General features: G+C 62.5%; 18 protein-coding genes and 1 tRNA gene. 16 read left to right on the forward strand and 3 right to left on the reverse strand.

Going from position 1 to position 17239, the window contains the following annotated elements:
• Positions 1-78: 78 nt before the first annotated feature.
• From CKO25_RS02030 to trpC, 10 genes are all read left to right on the forward strand, one after another.
• Positions 79-744, forward strand: coding sequence for an energy-coupling factor ABC transporter permease (locus CKO25_RS02030; RefSeq protein ID WP_200386209.1), 666 nt, complete (start codon positions 79-81; stop codon positions 742-744).
• 14 nt (positions 745-758) lie between these two features.
• Positions 759-1565 carry a co-chaperone DjlA gene (gene djlA / locus CKO25_RS02035; RefSeq protein WP_200386210.1) on the forward strand — a complete coding sequence of 269 codons (807 nt, stop codon included), beginning with the start codon at positions 759-761 and terminating at the stop codon, positions 1563-1565.
• A 293-nt stretch (positions 1566-1858) separates the two neighbouring features.
• Positions 1859-2545: a ribulose-phosphate 3-epimerase gene (gene rpe / locus CKO25_RS02040; protein ID WP_200386345.1), complete on the forward strand. Its 687-nt coding sequence runs from the start codon at positions 1859-1861 to the stop codon at positions 2543-2545.
• Positions 2546-2706: 161 nt separating this feature from the next.
• Positions 2707-3375: a phosphoglycolate phosphatase gene (locus tag CKO25_RS02045; protein WP_200386211.1), complete on the forward strand. Its 669-nt coding sequence runs from the start codon at positions 2707-2709 to the stop codon at positions 3373-3375.
• A 102-nt stretch (positions 3376-3477) separates the two neighbouring features.
• Positions 3478-4956 carry an anthranilate synthase component I gene (trpE, locus tag CKO25_RS02050; protein WP_200386212.1) on the forward strand — a complete coding sequence of 493 codons (1479 nt, stop codon included), beginning with the start codon at positions 3478-3480 and terminating at the stop codon, positions 4954-4956.
• 377 nt (positions 4957-5333) lie between these two features.
• A complete protein-coding gene (locus tag CKO25_RS02055) occupies positions 5334-5816 on the forward strand; it encodes a hypothetical protein (protein ID WP_200386213.1) in 483 nt (160 codons plus the stop codon).
• 394 nt (positions 5817-6210) lie between these two features.
• Entirely contained in the window at positions 6211-7566 is a 1356-nt protein-coding gene (gene mgtE / locus CKO25_RS02060) for a magnesium transporter (protein ID WP_200386214.1), read from the forward strand.
• A gap of 475 nt (positions 7567-8041) precedes the next feature.
• Positions 8042-8620, forward strand: a complete 579-nt coding sequence (locus CKO25_RS02065) for an anthranilate synthase component II (RefSeq protein ID WP_200386215.1) — start codon at positions 8042-8044, stop codon at positions 8618-8620.
• 77 nt (positions 8621-8697) lie between these two features.
• A complete protein-coding gene (gene trpD / locus CKO25_RS02070) occupies positions 8698-9723 on the forward strand; it encodes an anthranilate phosphoribosyltransferase (protein ID WP_200386216.1) in 1026 nt (341 codons plus the stop codon).
• A gap of 17 nt (positions 9724-9740) precedes the next feature.
• Complete coding sequence (gene trpC, locus CKO25_RS02075; RefSeq protein WP_200386217.1) at positions 9741-10547, forward strand: indole-3-glycerol phosphate synthase TrpC; 807 nt, start codon at positions 9741-9743, stop codon at positions 10545-10547.
• 41 nt (positions 10548-10588) lie between these two features.
• On the opposite strand, the gene crp is transcribed toward trpC, so the two are convergent.
• On the reverse strand, positions 10589-11245 hold the full coding sequence (gene crp / locus CKO25_RS02080) for a cAMP-activated global transcriptional regulator CRP (RefSeq protein WP_200386218.1): 657 nt from the start codon (positions 11243-11245) through the stop codon (positions 10589-10591).
• Positions 11246-11449: 204 nt separating this feature from the next.
• On the opposite strand from crp, the gene CKO25_RS02085 reads away from it, so the two are divergent.
• Both CKO25_RS02085 and speD read left to right on the forward strand, forming a co-directional pair.
• Positions 11450-11899 carry an OsmC family protein gene (locus CKO25_RS02085; RefSeq protein ID WP_200386220.1) on the forward strand — a complete coding sequence of 150 codons (450 nt, stop codon included), beginning with the start codon at positions 11450-11452 and terminating at the stop codon, positions 11897-11899.
• Between the two features lie 40 nt (positions 11900-11939).
• On the forward strand, positions 11940-12764 hold the full coding sequence (gene speD, locus CKO25_RS02090; protein ID WP_200386221.1) for an adenosylmethionine decarboxylase: 825 nt from the start codon (positions 11940-11942) through the stop codon (positions 12762-12764).
• 94 nt (positions 12765-12858) lie between these two features.
• Here the strand turns inward: speD and coq7 are convergent, their stop codons facing one another.
• Both coq7 and CKO25_RS02100 read right to left on the reverse strand, forming a co-directional pair.
• Complete coding sequence (gene coq7, locus CKO25_RS02095) at positions 12859-13503, reverse strand: 2-polyprenyl-3-methyl-6-methoxy-1,4-benzoquinone monooxygenase (RefSeq protein WP_200386222.1); 645 nt, start codon at positions 13501-13503, stop codon at positions 12859-12861.
• Positions 13504-13765: 262 nt separating this feature from the next.
• A complete protein-coding gene (locus CKO25_RS02100; RefSeq protein ID WP_200386223.1) occupies positions 13766-15076 on the reverse strand; it encodes a (Fe-S)-binding protein in 1311 nt (436 codons plus the stop codon).
• Positions 15077-15180: 104 nt separating this feature from the next.
• On the opposite strand from CKO25_RS02100, the gene CKO25_RS02105 reads away from it, so the two are divergent.
• The 4 genes from CKO25_RS02105 (at position 15181) to CKO25_RS02120 (ending at position 16824) form a co-directional block, all read left to right on the forward strand.
• Positions 15181-15495 (forward strand): (2Fe-2S) ferredoxin domain-containing protein, encoded by a 315-nt coding sequence (locus tag CKO25_RS02105; protein ID WP_200386346.1) that lies wholly within the window; start codon positions 15181-15183, stop codon positions 15493-15495.
• A 283-nt stretch (positions 15496-15778) separates the two neighbouring features.
• Positions 15779-16216: a 50S ribosomal protein L13 gene (gene rplM / locus CKO25_RS02110; RefSeq protein ID WP_200386225.1), complete on the forward strand. Its 438-nt coding sequence runs from the start codon at positions 15779-15781 to the stop codon at positions 16214-16216.
• An 11-nt stretch (positions 16217-16227) separates the two neighbouring features.
• On the forward strand, positions 16228-16617 hold the full coding sequence (gene rpsI / locus CKO25_RS02115) for a 30S ribosomal protein S9 (RefSeq protein ID WP_200386227.1): 390 nt from the start codon (positions 16228-16230) through the stop codon (positions 16615-16617).
• A gap of 133 nt (positions 16618-16750) precedes the next feature.
• Positions 16751-16824 (forward strand) — tRNA-Gln (locus CKO25_RS02120).
• The last annotated feature ends 415 nt before the right edge of the window (positions 16825-17239 follow it).

Raw genomic sequence — 17239 nt, forward strand, 5'->3', positions numbered from 1 at the left:
CGGTTGATCCGGTCGTGATCCTGCCTCACCTTCAAAACATGCGGTCGTGTTGACCGTGACAGAGATCAGGGGCTCGCCATGACGATTGACGGTACGCTCTTTCCAATGCCCCTCATTTGGGTGGCGACCCTGCTCTATGTCCTCACCTTGGCGCTGGCCGGTCGGTTGGCGCCGTGGCGGAAACTGCGTGACCTTGAACAGTTGAATGTGTTTCTCGGTGCGGTCGTGGCCTTGCTGATACTGTGGCACATGGATGTGCAGGTCCAATCTGGTTTGTCCTTCCACCTGCTTGGGGTCACCGCAATCACCCTCATGTTTGGCTGGTCATTGGCAGTGATCGGCGCATCGCTGGTGTTGCTGGGCGTCACGCTCAATGCGGGGGTCGGTTGGGAGGGCTTCGCGCTCAATGCCATCCTCGCGGGCGTGGTTCCGGCGACCTTGACCCAGTGCTTTCTCATCCTCATCCGCTGGTATCTGCCCAAGCAGTTCTTCGTGTATGTGCTCGTGAATGGTTTTCTGACCGCCGGGGTCGTTGGGGTGTTGAGCGGCTACCTCGCAACCTCGCTCCTGGTGGTGAGCGGCGCTTACAGTTACGCCGACTTGCGCGAAACGGTGCTACCCTTCTTCCCTTTAATGTTCATGCCTGAAGCCTTCTTGAACGGCTGGATCCTGGCGATCCTGGTCGCGTTCAAGCCGCAATGGGTGTATTCGTTCAGCGATGAGCAATATCTGAAAGGAAAATAAGGGAGTTTACGAATATGCGGTGGCTGGGTACGGCCGTCGGCGGCACCATCGGTCTGGTCGTGGGCGGGCCGGTCGGAGCAGTCTTTGGCGCTGCGTTGGGACAGGGTGTCGATCGCGGTTGGCTCGGTGCCTTGCGACCCGCTATGACCAGTGGGCAGCGGGCGCGCATCCAAACGCGTTTTTTTGAGACGATCTTCGCCGTCATGGGGCACGTGGCAAAGGCTGACGGGCGTGTGAGCGAGGCCGAGATTAGCTTGGCGAAGACGGTCATGGATCGGATGTCACTCGACCCCGTCCAGCGTCGTGCCGCGATCGACCTCTTCAATCAGGGGAAGTCACCCGATTTCGACCTTGCCGGGGCGATCGCCGCGCTGCGCAAGGTCAGTCAAGGGCAGCCGACCCTTACGCATTTGTTCATCGAGGTCCAGTTGCTCACCGCCTACGTCGATGGCCCACCCTCGCCACAGCAGGTGCGTCTCCTAGAGTCGATCCGCCGTGGTCTGAATGTCTCGACTTTCGCCTACCGCCAACTCGAGAACCTGCTGCTGTTGCAACAGCGGATCCGCGGCGCGGCCGGCCAGCGCGCGTCGGCGCCTACCCCGAAAAAACCACCGCTTGCGAGTGCCTACGCGACCTTGGGGGTCGAGCCAAAGGCGAGTGATGCCGAGGTCAAGAAGGCCTACCGTCGACTCATGAGCCAACATCACCCGGATAAGTTGGTGGCGCGTGGCCTTCCCGAGGAAGCCCTGCGCATGGCGTCGCAGAAGACCCAAGAGATTCGCAAGGCCTACGAGACCATCTCGGAGGCACGCGCGGCCTAGGATGACGCGCCCGGGCGTGGCTCCGGGCGCATTCTTCGCTCGCTTCGCGTCGTCGACATCCCGGCCTCGCGTCGAGCAGTCACCGCGACACCAACGCCAACCGTGGCCTGCCGGATCGCCTTCATGGCCTCCAAGCGAGGCCCCGTCCCCCTGTTGGCCCAAGCGACGTTCGTGGATTGCGTTGACCCGTGAAAATCCGCACCGCTTCGGTTAGAGTGCAGCACCACCGTATCCGACAATCGATCCGGGTCGAGGGCCGTTCGCTCTGCGTCCAGGGATCTCAGAGGACCATCATCATGGCGCCTGATTTGATCGCACCGTCCATCCTCTCGGCTGACTTTGCCCGTCTTGGCGAAGAGGTCGACCATGTCCTGGCCGCTGGGGCCGACATCGTCCATTTCGATGTCATGGACAATCACTATGTCCCGAACCTCACCATCGGCCCCCTGGTCTGCGAAGCGCTGCGCAAGCATGGCGTCACCGCGCCGATCGACGTGCACCTGATGGTCAAGCCGGTCGATCGGATCATCCCGGATTTCGCTGCCGCGGGCGCGACCTACATCACCTTCCATCCCGAGGCCAGCGAGCATATTGATCGCACATTACAGTTGATCCGTAACGAAGGCTGCAAGGCTGGTCTGGTGTTCAACCCAGCAACCTCACTGAGTTACTTGGACTATGTGATGGACAAGGTTGACATGGTCCTGTTGATGTCGGTGAATCCCGGTTTTGGCGGTCAGAGCTTCATTCCGGAAACCATGGAGAAGCTGCGGCAGGCGCGCAAACTGATCGATGCCTCAGGTCTGGAGATCCGGCTCGAGGTCGACGGCGGGGTGAAGGCTGACAACATCGGCGCCATCAAGGCCGCGGGAGCCGATACCTTCGTGTCGGGTTCGGGCATCTTTGGCAAGGGCCGCGACAGCGATCCACACCGTTACGACAGCATCATCCAGGAGATGCGCCAAGAGTTGGCGCGCTGAGGGACCGCGCGGTCGCGGTGCGGTCATGACGCCGGCCGGGTGTGCGGCACGGCAGTCCGCGAGCGGGCGTGATGCAAGAGCGCACCCGGACGCAGGGCGAGGTGCGCAAAGCGACACGCCCGGCCGGATGGACATGGGTTTGAGCCAGGAGTTGCGGTGGCATGTTGCAGCCGAAGATGATCCTGATCGATGTGGATGGCACCCTGGTCGACAGCGTGCCGGATCTCACCTACTGTGTCGACGTCATGATGGAACGGCTCGGGCGTCCACCTCGCGGCGAGGCCGCGGTGCGCAACTGGGTGGGTAACGGTGTGGAGCGCTTGGTGCGTCGCGCGCTCTTGGGTCGACTCGATGGTGAGCCGGATGAGGCGGAGGTTGCGGTGGCGCTCCCGATCTTCCTGGAGCTCTATGCACAGAACGTCTCTCAGCGCTCGCTCCTCTACCCGGGGGTCCGCGAGGGTCTCGCCTTCATGACCGGCGCCGGCTATCCCTTGGGTTGTGTCACCAACAAGGCCGCCCGATTCACCGAACCCTTGCTGCGTGATCTGGGGATCCGCGACCAGTTCAGCCTGGTGGTCAGTGGTGATACCTTACCCCTGAAGAAACCCGACCCCATGCCGCTATTGCACGCGGCCGCTTTCTTTGGGGTGGATCCCGCCCATGCGCTCATGATCGGTGACTCGGTGAGTGACGTGAAGGCCGCGCGTTCAGCCGGCTTCGGCATCATCTGCATGAGTTATGGATACAATCACGGCCAGGATATTCGCGCGGCCGAGCCGGACGCGGTGATCGATTCGATGAGCGAACTCAAGGGATTATTGGCCGCTTAGGCGCGACATCATGGCCGTTCTGAAGCGATCCCGCTGCGCGAGGCGATGGCACGGGTGCGAGCAACTCCCAACCGCACCTCGTCACTGGTCCGGAGACTGTGCATGACACCTGCTGCCTTTCGAGCCCTAGCCGATCAGGGCCATAACCGAATTCCGATCCTCCGCGAGGTCCTTGCCGACCTCGAGACCCCGCTCAGTGTCTATCTCAAGTTGGCGGAGGGGCCTTACTCCTACCTGCTGGAGTCGGTGCAAGGTGGTGAGAAATGGGGGCGTTACTCCATCATTGGCCTCCCGTGCCGGACCCTCTTGCGGGTGCAAGGCCATGGCGTTCAGGTCGAGCGTGACGGGGTCGTGATCGAAGCGGTCGAGACACCGGATCCATTGGCTTGGATCGAGGGCTTCCAAAACCGCTTCGTGGTCGCTGATCTGGACTGTCTACCCCGTTTTACCGGCGGGCTCGTCGGTTATTTCGGCTACGACACCATTCGGTACATCGAGCCGCGTCTCGCGCGCTGCCCGAATCCAGATCAGTTGGGTACGCCGGATATCTTGCTCATGGTCTCGGACGAGGTGATCGTCTTCGACAATTTGCGTGGGCGGATGTACATCATCCTGCATCTGGATCCACAGGCGGGCGATACCCTGCAAGCGGGTGAGGCCCGCATCGATGACCTCTGCGAGCGGATGCATCATGCCGCGCCTCGTCGTCGGCCGGGTCCGGGCACCAGGGTTAGCGAGACCGATTTCAACTCGGGATTCACCGAGGGGGCCTTCAAGCAGGCGGTCGCGCGCATCAAGGACTATGTCCTCGCCGGCGACTGCATGCAGGTGGTCATCTCGCAACGTCTCTCCATTCCCTTCCAAGCGCCGCCACTCGATCTCTATCGCGCGCTGCGCGGTCTCAATCCATCCCCTTACATGTATTTCCTCGATCTGGGTGACTTCCAGATCGTGGGCTCATCGCCTGAGATCCTGACGCGACTCGAGGATGGCGTGGTGACGGTGCGGCCCATCGCGGGCACCCGCCGCCGCGGTGAGACCGAGGCTGAGGATCGCGCGCTGGAGGCCGATTTGCTGGGCGATCCCAAGGAGTTGGCCGAGCATTTGATGCTGATCGACCTGGGGCGCAATGATGCGGGACGCGTGGCCGAGATCGGCAGTGTGCGGGTGACTGACAAGATGATCGTCGAGCGCTATTCGCATGTCATGCACATCGTCTCCAACGTCGTCGGCGAACTGCGTGAGGGCCTGAATGCCATCGATGTCCTGCGCGCGACCTTCCCGGCTGGCACGGTTTCAGGCGCACCCAAGATCCGCGCGATGGAGATCATCGACGAACTCGAGCCGGTGAAGCGGGGGATCTACTCCGGCGCGGTGGGCTATCTCTCCTGGAACGGGAATATGGATACCGCGATCGCGATTCGCACCGCTGTGATCAAGGACGGTCTACTCCATATCCAGGCTGGTGCCGGCGTCGTCGCCGATTCCGTGCCGGACCTGGAGTGGAAGGAGACCATGAACAAGGGGCGTGCCGTGTTTCGTGCGGTGGCCTTGGCGGAGGCCGGGATCGAACGGGCCTGATGTTCCAGACAACGCCAGGGCGTGGGCAGGGTTGACAAGGCCTGTTCAGCCGCCTGAAAATGGGCGCTTGTTCAACCACGGAGAGTCGTGTGAGTACTGATTCAAGTGACAGATGTCGGTCATTCGCCGACACCATCGCCTGAGGGGCTCGCCGCGTTCCGTTCCGCCGCGTCCCGCCCGGGCGCGGTCTCGAGCCGATCCGCACCAGATCGGCTTCCCTGAGACCAACCTGTCTCGATTCGACATCCGCATCAGCTCGCGATCGCTTGGAGCCATCCAAGCGAGACCATCAGCGATCCGAGCGCGCCGGATATCGTGAATCCAGTCTCGCCGTGACTCCCTCAGCGATGCTATCGCGCAGTGAAGAGGAGACGGTCATGACACTCGAGATTGCGGCAACGCCTCGCCCCCGCACCCCCGCGATCAACACGAAATGGGGCCGCTGGCGGAGCTGGTTCGCTCCAACGACCCCATCAGGCGCACACCATGACGTGGCCTCCACCATGAGCGACGTAGGCCCAACCCGGGCGTGCGAGCCGGCTGCACACGCCGCCCGCTCCATCGGCGCCACGTGCTCGTCAGGTCAGCCCTATCGGCTGTTCATTACCAGTGACTCGCGTGCGATCGCACAGAGAGCACTCGCCATGCTGTGGGCGAGCACGGGCGAAAACCGTCTCACGCCTGAGCGGGTGTCCCTGCGCACGGAGGCCACCACCGGGTTGTCACGCCTGTCGATTCGGGTGGTCTGCGATGCATCCCAGCGCCGTCACTTGGCGCAGTTCGTCCATCGTGCGAGCGAACTGCGGGGGATTCGCCGACTCCACTGGGAGACCGTGCCCCCAAGTGAGCGGATGCTCTAGCACACGACACGGGGTTTGCGAGCAGGACTTAAGGGTGTTGACTCACGCCCGCCCCGCATTGCTCCGCGAGCTTGACGCACTGTCGCCAGCGGCGACGAGGAGGCTACATGGACCCAGGACCTAGACGCGTGGCACCCGGATCGACCCTCGACTGACCCTCCCGCCAGACTGCGAGCATGGGTTGATCAGTCGCTGATCCCCGTGCCACCTCAAGACTCGGACCCGGCACTGCGTGCCCGTTGCATGCAGCTCGCCGCGGACTCTAACCCTATTGTGCGTGCGCGGTCGCCGTGCTAATCGGTGCATCGGCTCGGTGCGCGTTTGGTCGAGTCATCGGCTGGCGCGCGCAGCCGCTGGTGCGTTGTGCGCCGCGCACGCCAGTCGAGGTGACAGCATGGATTACATGGAAATCGTCTTCGCGCTGAAGGCCATCCTGGCCAGCAACGATGCAACGGAGTTCGCTATTGTTGAGCGACATTCGCATCCAGCCGATCTCGCCGCGGCACTCGCCAAACTCACCACGGCAGACCAATGTCGACTGCTCGGCATGGCGTCGCCGGCGGTGCGCGCGCAGGTCTTCGGCTATCTGTCCGCAAAGCAGCAGGGTGCCTTGACCGCGCAGTTCGATCGGACCCGTCTGGCCGAGCTGCTCCTGCACATGCATGCCGATGAGCGTGCCGATCTCTACAATCAACTCCCCGAGCCGCAACGCGATGCCGCGCTGCCGGCGTTGGCGCAAGTCGAGCGTGAGGACATTCGACGCCTGGCCTCCTATCCGGAGAAGACCGTCGGCGCGGTCATGACCTCGGACTATGCCACCTTGCCGCCCGATCTCACGGCGCGCGAGGCGATCGAGGAATTGCGGCGCATCGCCCCCGACACCGAGACGATCTACCAGTCCTACGTGATCGATGCGTCTCGGCGGTTGATGGGGACCGTGTCGCTGCGTGAATTGATCGTTGCCGCGCCGCATGCCCGGGTCGGTGATCTCATGACCCCGGATCCGGTCTCGGTACCGGCGAACGCGCCGCGCGAGGATGCCGTGCGTTTGATCGCGAAATACGATCTGCTGGCCCTGCCAGTGATCAATGGTGGTGACATGATGGTCGGGATTGTCACCTACGACGATGCGATGGATATCGAGCAGGCCGAGACCGACATCGACTTCCGTAAAGTGGGCGCGGTCAGTGAACTCGGCAAAGGATTAAAGGAGGCCTCGATCACACTCCTGTATCGCAAGCGGGTCTTTTGGCTGGTGCTGCTAGTCTTCGGGAATCTCTTCTCCGGGGCCGGTATTGCCTATTTTGAGGACACCATCCTCGCCTATGTGGCGCTGGTGTTCTTCCTGCCGTTGTTGGTCGACAGTGGTGGCAACGCGGGCTCGCAGTCAGCAACCTTGATGGTGCGGGCACTGGCCACGGGTGATGTGGTGATCAAGGATTGGGCTGGGATGTTGGGTCGCGAACTGGTCGTCGCGGGTCTGTTGGGTGCGACCATGGCACTGGCGGTCTCAGGACTCGGTCTTTGGCGCGGCGGCCCCGAGATCGCGCTGGTCGTTGCCCTCTCAATGCAATTGGTGGTCATCGTCGGGAGCGTCATTGGGATGTCGCTGCCCTTCCTACTGAGCAGGCTCAAACTCGACCCCGCGACCGCGAGCGCGCCCTTGATCACCTCGATCGCGGATGGGACGGGCGTGCTGATCTATTTTGCGATCGCGACGGCGGTGTTGGGCTTGCCGGGCGTGGATTGACTCCGCGCGTGTTGCTCACCGAGCGTGATGTCATGGTGGGGAGAAAGCGGACGGTGGCGATGGCGGAGGGTCTCTTATCCGCAGAAGATGCATGTCGCCATCGCCGCCGAACTGTCGGTGCTGTCTCCTCGAACATCGAGCGGGATCAGGGCCCGAGGATGTCAGAACCAGGTGAGCTGATCGTCGCTCTGGTAGGATTGCGACATGAATAGGAGCGGGGCGGCGCGCGCTGCGCTCGCGCCTCGTGTCCCGAAGCCCCTGCCATCTGATCGCCATCCGTGTACGCTGATTGGGCGGTGTTCGAGTGGGGCCGAGCCCCTCCTCGGTGTGAGGTCGCGGCCTGGTTTGCGCCGTGGGCTGGTTGCCGATGCGCGGGCACGGGCGGCCGGGAACCCCCGCTGAACGGGCGCTGCGCCACTTGCCTCTCGCCACCGGTTCACAATGATGCACTGATGACTCATGGGTGATCGCAACGATGCTGCTGATGATCGACAATTACGATTCCTTCACCTACAACCTGGTGCAGTATCTAGGTGAGTTGGGTGCGCCGGTGCGGGTGGTGCGCAACGATGAACTCGGGCTCGACGAGGTCATCGCACTCGCGCCCGAACGTATCGTGATCTCACCTGGCCCCTGTACGCCGAATGAGGCCGGGATCTCGGTGCCCTTGATCAAGGCGATGGCCGGGCGGGTCCCGATCCTGGGGGTCTGTCTGGGGCATCAGGCGATCGGCCAGGCCTTCGGTGGGCGGATCATCAAGGCGCCCAGCGTGATGCACGGGAAGACCTCGCCGATCCATCACCGGAACATCGGAGTCTTTCGTGGTCTGAACAATCCGTTCGAGGCAACACGCTATCATTCGCTGGTGATCGAGCCCGAGACCCTTCCGGAGTGTTTGGAGGTCACGGCTTGGACCACGACTGACAGTGGTGAGCGTGAGGCGATCATGGGCGTGCGTCATCGCACCCTGTCGGTCGAAGGCGTGCAATTCCACCCGGAGTCGATCTTGACCCGGCACGGGCATGATCTGTTGCGTCATTTTCTCGAAACCTGAGTGGGCCTGGTGCGCGCGCTCCCGGTCCGGGATGGTGTCGAACACCAACATCATTTGAGTCAAGCGGGGGCGAAGGAATGGAGTTGAATGAGGCGATCGGTCGCTGTCTGGAGCGACAAGATCTGACGGGCGAGGAGATGACCCGTGTGATGCGCACCATCATGACGGGGGGCGCTACCTCGGCGCAGATCGCGGGGTTCCTGATCGCCTTGCGCATGAAAGGTGAATCGGTTCCCGAGATCGCGGCCGCGGCCGACGTGATGCGTGCGCTGGCCGCGGGCGTGAACATCGATGGGCTCGAACATACCGTTGATATCGTGGGAACCGGGGGCGATGCCTCGGGGACGTTCAATATCTCGACCACCAGTATGTTCGTCGCGGCAGCCGCCGGCTGCCGGGTGGCTAAGCATGGCAATCGATCCGTTTCGAGCCGCTCGGGTGCCGCCGATGTCCTGGAGGCCGCCGGCGTGCGCCTGGATCTCACCCCGGCGGAGGTCGAACGTTGTGTGCGCGAAGTCGGCGTGGGTTTCATGTTCGCGCCGAGCCACCACAGTGCGATGAAGCACGCCATTGGTCCGCGCAAGGAACTTGGCGTGCGCACCATCTTCAATGTGCTCGGACCCCTGACCAATCCGGCTGGGGTGGTGAATCAGGTGCTCGGCGTCTTCAGCGCCGAGTTGCTGGAGCCGCTGGCGCTGGTGCTGCAACGTCTCGGCAGTCGTCACGTCCTGGTCGTGCATGCTCGCGATGGGCTCGACGAGATCAGCCTCGGCGATGTCACCGACGTGGTGGAGCTGAAAGATGGCGTCATCCACCGTTTCACCATCCACCCTGAGGATTTTGGTTTCGAACGCGCCGCGTTGGCAACGATCCAAGTCCAGAATCCAGCTGAGAGTCTCGCCGTGATGCGGGGCGTGCTCGCCAATAAACCAGGGCCGGCACGCGATATCGTGCAACTGAACGCGGGTGCCGCCATCTATGCCGCGGGACGCGCCGAGAGCTTGGCCGATGGGTTTGCGCAAGCTGCGGCGGTGCTTGCAAGTGGTGAGGCGGCGCGCCGTCTCGAGCAGCTCGTGGCGTTGACGACGCGCCGCGGTGCGTGACGAAAGGGTGAAAAATCGTGTCCGAGACACCTGATATCCTCAAGACCATCATGCAGCGCAAGGTCGTGGAGGTCGCGCAACGCCAGGAGCACACTGCCCTTGCGCGACTCCAGGCTGAGCTGGAGTCGGCGCCCCCGCCACGTGGATTCGCCGCTGCGTTGATGGCAAAGGTGAGCGCCGGTCAGGCTGCGGTGATCGCCGAGATCAAGCGGGCAAGCCCAAGTAAGGGTCTGCTGCGGGCTGATGTTCGCCCCGCTGAGATCGCCGCGAGCTATGCCGCGCAGGGGGCGGCTTGTCTGTCCGTGCTGACGGATCAGGACTTCTTTCAGGGGCGCGATGCGGACCTGGTGGCCGCGCGCGAGGCCTGTGCACTGCCGGTGATCCGCAAGGATTTCATCATCGACCCCTACCAGGTCTATGAGGCACGCGTCCTCGGGGCGGACTGCATCCTGCTGATTGTGGCCTGTCTGAGCGACCAGCAACTCGCGACGCTCGCCGCGCTCGCGCACGAGCTGGGATTGGATGTGCTGGTTGAGGTTCATGATGCCGAGGAATTGGCGCGGGCGCTGGTGCTGCCAGGACGCCTGATCGGCATCAACAATCGGAACCTGCGCACCTTTGAGGTGAGTCTGGAGACGACGCTCGGTCTCCTCGAGCGGATTCCGAACGATCGGCTGGTGGTGACCGAGAGTGGCATCCTAACGCCCGCGGATGTCGCCTTGATGCGTGCGCATGGGGTACATGCCTTCTTGGTTGGCGAAGCCTTGATGCGCGCGGCGGATCCGGGGCAGGCGTTGGCGCGCTTGTTCGCCACCGGTATCTGAGGGGGCGAGTCGCCGCGGTGGATGCCGCGTCCGAATCTGGCTCAGCGCGTCCCGAACACCACGATCGTCTTGCCTTTGGCACTCACCAGACCCTGTTCTTCCAGGCTCTTGAGCACCCGGCCGGCCATTTCGCGCGAGCATCCCACGTTGCGCGCGAGTTCCTGGCGGGTGATGCGAATCTGCATCCCGTCGGGGTGCGTGATGGCATCCGGTTGCTGACACAGATCCAGTAGCGTCCGGGCGATCCGCCCGGTGACGTCTAGAAAGGCGAGATGTCCGACCTTGCGGCTGGTTTGACGCAGTCGTTGCGAGAGCTGGAGCCCGATGCTGTAGAGAAAGTCCTTGGCGTAATCCTTGAGGTCCGTTTCGAGGAGGCGATCTAAGCGCTGGTAGGTGATTTCGGCAACGCGGCATTTGGTGCGGGTTCTGACGACAACGCTGCGTGTCTTTTGTGGGACGAAGAGACCCATCTCACCAATGAACTCACCCTTATGCAAATAGGCGAGCAAGAGGTCACGGCGCTCCTCGGGGTCGTCGAGCATGGCCGCAACGGACCCTTCGATGAGATAATAGAGCGTATCGGCGGCTTCGCCTTGACGAATGAAATCGACGTTTTTCTCGTAGCTCTTGATGTGACAATGACGTAGCAGTGGCTCCAGCCAGGATGGGTCGTTTAGAGGTGGCTTGAGAATCGTCATGACCTGATCTGATGTGACCTCAATCTCACTCGCGCATGGGCCTCGGATTCTAGGCGTCCGCTGGCGGCTTGTCGAACGCGTCGACTGAGTTCCGGGTTGTCATGAGGTGAGCGTGCCGGGTGATTCGGGGACACGCCGAGCCCCGTTGAGCGTCCCGAGTCAAGAGTCAAGAGTGAGTCGCGGTCGGTTCAGAGAGGAGTGGTGATGAAGGCACGAGTGAAATGGATCGAAGGGACCGCCATGCTAGCCGAATCCGGCTCGGGTCATGCGGTTGTCATGGATGGGCCGCCCGAGTTGGGTGGACGCAACATCGGGGTGCGGCCGATGGAGCTGTTGCTCATGGGCTTGGGTGGCTGCACACAATTTGATGTGCTATTGATCTTGCGCAAGGCCCGGCAGCCGGTCTCGGATTGTGAGGTCGAGCTGACGGCGGAGCGTGCCGCGACCGATCCGAAGGTCTTCACCCGCATTCACGTGCACTTCATCGTCACCGGTCATGGGCTGGACCCGCGGCGCGTCGAGCGGGCGATTACGCTGAGTGCGGAAAAATACTGCTCCGCCTCGATCATGCTGGGCGCCATGGCGGCCATCTCCCACGACTTTGAGATTCGCGAGGCCGCCGCGCCCCTTGCGTCCATCGAGACCCGAGGGTAGCGTGCGCGGTCCGGTCGGCTGTTCAGGAGAGTTTTCGCCGATGCCCACGACTTTGAGAAAGTTACGTTTGGAGGGGTTCAACAACCTCACCAAGACGCTCAGTTTCAACATCTACGACGTTTGCTATGCGGATTCGGATGAGCAGCGCGAGGCCTACATTCAGTACATCGACGAAGCCTACAACGCCGAACGCTTAACCGCGATCCTGACCGATGTCGCTGAGATCATCGGGGCGACGATCCTGAATGTCGCGCATCAGGATTACGACCCCCAAGGCGCCTCGGTCACCATGCTGATTTCGGAGGAGCCGATCGCGGCGGGGCAGCTCTCGAACACGGCATCCCCCGGCCCGTTACCCGAGGCGGTGGTCGCGCATCTGGATAAGAGCCACATCACCGTGCATACGTATCCGGAGAGCAACCCCCAGACTGGTATCAGCACCTTTCGCGCGGACATTGATGTGTCGACCTGCGGGCGGATCTCGCCGCTGCGCGCGCTCAACTATCTCATTCACGCGCTCGAGTCGGATGTGGTGATCATGGACTACCGAGTGCGCGGGTTCACGCGCGATGTCGGTGGGCGCAAGCATTTCATCGACCACAACATCAGTTCGATCCAAAATTATCTGTCGCGTGATACCAAGAATCGCTACCAGATGGTCGACGTGAACGTCTACCAGGAGAATCTCTTCCACACCAAGATGGTCATCAAACATTTCAGGCTTGATGACTATCTCTTCTGTATCAAAGCCGATGATCTCTCGGAGCGCGAGCACAAACGCATCCAGAAGCTGCTGCGCCGCGAATTGTCCGAGATCTTCTATGGTCGTAACCTCGGTCGCAACCTGGAGTTCATGGGCTGCTGAGGGCGAACCGCCGCAACCATGACTCTTGGTGGTGAGGTGGTCGCGTGCGCGATGTCACTGACCACCGCTGATTGAGCGATGGCCACGATTCACCTTAAACCCAGTAGACCGTCCTCGTCATCACCTTTGAGGTCAGGCGCATCGCCGAGCGGATCGGTGCCGGGAGTTCGGCGCCTCCCGCGGCATGCGCGATCTGCGCATGGTGCACCTCGTCCGCCTTCATCTGTTCGAGGATCGTGCGGGTTTTCTGATCCGCGCTGGGGATCTGCTCGAGATGCTCATCGAGATGGTTCTCGACTTGACGCTCGGTCTCCACGACGAACCCAAGGCTCCACTTGTCGCCGGCGAGTCCGGCGGCCGCCCCCATGGCAAAGGAACCGGCATACCACAGAGGATTGAGGAGACTCTTGCGATCACCGAGATCCTCGAGACGGCTGGCACACCAGGCGAGATGATCGTTTTCCTCTCGCGCCGAGCGTTCCATCCGCTGGCGGGTATCGGGCAGTTTGGCGGTGAGGGCCTGGCCCTGGTAGAGCGCCTGCGCACAGACCTCCCCCGTGTGGTTAATGCGCATCAGTCGCGCTACGTGGCGACGTTGTTCCTCTGTCAACTCAGCTTCATCAAGCTCGGTCGCCGGGTTGGGGCGCTCGGTCGTCTGGGGGCGCCCGAATAGGGTCCGCAGGGCATGATCGACATTGATTAGCAGATGATCAATGGGTGTGAAACGACGGGTGCTCATGATGCCTCCAGCGCTGTGCGATCGGTTCGTGAATCTCACCTGATCCGCGTGTATGGACTCGGTTCGGGACGAAGGTGGGGCCGGTGGGTGCAATTTTCGCCGGATCGTGCGGGCATCACCAACCGTCTGTCAGTGCGATTCCCAGCCGCCATTGGGCCATCATACCGCAGCCACGGCGCCGCTCGGACCGAGCCAGCGAGGGGGGATACGCTCGGACCGGTTGGCACGTGCCAGGGGAATGCCCAGGCATGATCCGTTGGTGTCAAGGCGCCGAGCGGGGCCCCGCCAGTGCTCGGTCGATGAGTTCCACCGGATGTAAGATCTCGACCGCAAGGCCCGCATCGCGAACCCCAGCCGCAAGATGGAGGGCGCAGCCGGGATTGGTCGTGACGATCACCTCTGGTGGCCGTGCGCGGATGGGCTCCAGGAGCCGGTCCAGCAATGCCTCGGCCATGCGGGGCTGTTGCAGCAGGTAGGTCCCGGCCGCTCCGCAGCAGCCATCGCCAGGAGGCAAGCGCTGGAGATCGAGCCCAGGGATGCGTGCTAGGAGACGATGCACGGCGCCATTGCCACCGAGGCGGTTGCGATGTGAGCAAGGCTCGTGGACGAGCACGCGGGCGGCGATCCGCTGCAGTGACGCGGTCTCGGGCCACGTCAGGCCATCGAGATAGTCGCAGAGTTCAAGGGGGTTGGCCGCCGCGGGATCCTCACGGAGTTCGGCGACGCAGGCGCTGGCCAACCCCACGAGTTGACGCGGGTTTTGGGAGCCAAGTGCGCGCGCGCGCGTGGCATCCGCCGCCGCTGGAAAGCCGTTGTGTCTGAGCATGGCGCCACAGCAGGATGCGGGGGCGGCCACTCGCAGCGGTGCGCCGAGTCGCGCGGCGACGCGCAGGGTCGCCGCAACCGCGGATCCTTGTAGGGCCTCTGCGGTGCAGCCGAGAAAGAGTTCGGCGGCAGGGGGGGGGCTCGTATGCAGTGGTGTCGCGCGCGGTGCCGGTCGTGTTCGCGCCACGACCCCCGTCAGGCGCCGATAAGGGGCCAGCCATGGGAACCGCGCGAAGACTGGATGTTCGGCGAGGCGGGCAACTCCGCTCCAATCGGCAAGGCGCGCGAAGCGGCTCAGTATGGCCATGCCGCGCGCGCTGGAGAGCATGCCGAGCAGTAAGCGCGTGATGTGGCGCCGAGACGCTGGCATGGCCGTCGTGCACATGGCCTTGGCGCCGTCGATCAAGCCTGCGAAGTCGACTTCCGAAGGGCAGGCCCGCTCGCAGTTGAGACAGCCGAGGCAGCCGTCGAGGTGTGCGGCCAAGGTTGGCGTCATCGCCAGCTGACCCTCGACCCAACCCTGAATGAGTGCGATGCGGCCACGCGGTGAATCGGCTTCATCGCGTGCCTGGCGAAACGTCGGGCAATGTGGCAGACAGAGGCCGCACTTCACGCATTGGTCTGCGAGCGTTGCGAGTTGGTGCGCGCAGACCGGGCTAGGCGACCGCGGTTGGGGCCAGCGTGCGGACGCGCCCTGAGCGGCGTCGGATTGGCGCGGGTTCTGGAGTTGGTCGGTTGGGGTCTTCAAGTGCGGGGGGATCCGAACGGTGAGGGTGGGCTGCGGAGCGCGGCGTTGCCAATGATTATGGTACTCTCATGGCCACAATCCTGGGGTCAATTCAGGTCATTGAGATGTCGTTCTACCGTTATCACGTCTTTCTGTGCACCAACCAGCGCGAGGATGGCCGTCAAAGCTGTCAGCAGTGCGACGCGACCGCCATGCGCGACTTCCTGAAACAACGCACCAAGGAATTGTCTCTCACGGGTCCGGGTGGGGTGCGCATCAATACCGCCGGCTGTCTCGATCGGTGCGCCGAAGGTCCGGTCATGGTGGTGTATCCCGAAGCCATCTGGTACACCTACGTGGATCGCGAAGACCTCGAGGACATCCTTCAAGACCATCTCATCGGTGGCCGCCCGGTCGAGCGCCTCCGGCTGCCGGATTAATCCCGGCCTTGGTGGCGGGCGGACGTGCCGGCATCCTCGCGACGGAGTACTGGTTCGACCCTAGGCCCACCCCCATGATTCAGATGAGTGCGGGGTGCGCATCCTCGGCCAAGTCGCTGGGCTTGCGTGGTGTCTCGGTGTCACGTAAACTTCGCGGTCTTTCCAAATCAGTTCACGATCTCAGTCGCTGGCATTCTTGCATCGACTTCCCCGTGTCGTCACTCACTCTCGAGGTGTCGGCGGGGTAAGCCGCAGCGTCGAGATCACCCCGGAGCGAAGGACAATGACGACGACAGTGAGTGCGAAACCCGCGGAGGTGCGCCGCGCCTGGTATGTAGTCGATGCCGATGGCAAGACCCTCGGTCGTCTCGCCAGTGAGCTGGCGCTTCGGCTCCGTGGCAAGCACAAGCCGCAGTACACTCCCCACGTTGATACCGGGGATTACATGATCGTCGTGAACGCTGGGAAGGTTCGCGTGACCGGCAACAAACGTCAGGACAAGATGTATTACCGACATACTGGTTATGTTGGGAATCTCAGGTCGACGAGTCTTGAAAAGATGCTCCAGACCAAGCCGGAGCGGGCTATCGAGATCGCTGTTAAAGGGATGTTGCCACGTGGTCCGCTCGGCCGCGCCATGTTCCGGAAGCTGCGCGTCTACGCCGGCCCTGAACACGGCCATCAGGCGCAACAGCCGCAGACCCTGGATCTCAACGTTTAGGAATCAATCGCATGTCGGAAAGACTTCTCGCCACCGGTCGTCGTAAGACCTCTGCCGCCCGCGTCTTCTTAACGCTCGGCTCGGGGCAAATCACGGTCAACCACCGCCCACTCGATGAGTTTTTTGGGCGTGAAACGGCTCGTATGGTCGTTCGCCAACCCCTTGAAACCGCCGGTCTGCTCGATCGTGTCGATGTCACGGTCACCGTGAATGGTGGTGGGAATACCGGTCAAGCTGGTGCGATTCGTCATGGCATCGCTCGCGCCCTCGTGAAGTTCGATGAGAATCTGCGCTCCCCGATGCGGCGAGCCGGTTTTCTAACTCGTGACGCACGCGAGGTCGAACGGAAGAAAGTCGGGCTGCACAAGGCGCGGAAACGGCCTCAGTTCTCCAAGCGCTAACCCGATGTGGTATCGGCTTGGTCAGTTGATCGCTGGCCTCGCCCATGCCCCTGTCGATCCTGGCCGTGATGCGATGCCGCAAGTTTGGCTTGGCTCCTCATAGACTAGGGCGACAGTCAAGATCCAACGCTTCTGGGGGATCGTCTAGTGGTAGGACAGCGGACTCTGACTCCGTCAACCTAGGTTCGAATCCTAGTCCCCCAGCCACTTGCTGCCCATCATCAGGTGGCTCGTACTGCCTGACCTGAGCGCTATTCGATCCGCGCAAAGCACTGCGTCCCTGGATCGATGCGAATGCGCCTTTCCAAGACGGATCACCTCCTCATACTTCAGCACTTTCGGATTCATGCGTGTCACGCGCTTTCGTTCGTGCGATTCCTTCATCTTCCCCAATCAGGCGATCCATCAGAATCGCGGTCACAGGGTCGCGCGCGTTCTCGAGATGTGCGTAAAACTAATCCGTTTCGTTGGTGAAACGCCAGCTCGGGCAGCCTTAAGCGGATCGCCGAGAGCGCATGAGATCCTGATCCTCCGTATCGGGGGCGGCGTGTCGCGGGGTCAGTCGGACTGACTGTATGTTATACGCAACATCTTGCCAGCCCATGGCCTCCTCGTCGATCGA

This window comes from Thiocapsa imhoffii, from assembly GCF_016583985.1.
Lineage (GTDB): Bacteria > Pseudomonadota > Gammaproteobacteria > Chromatiales > Chromatiaceae > Thiocapsa > Thiocapsa imhoffii.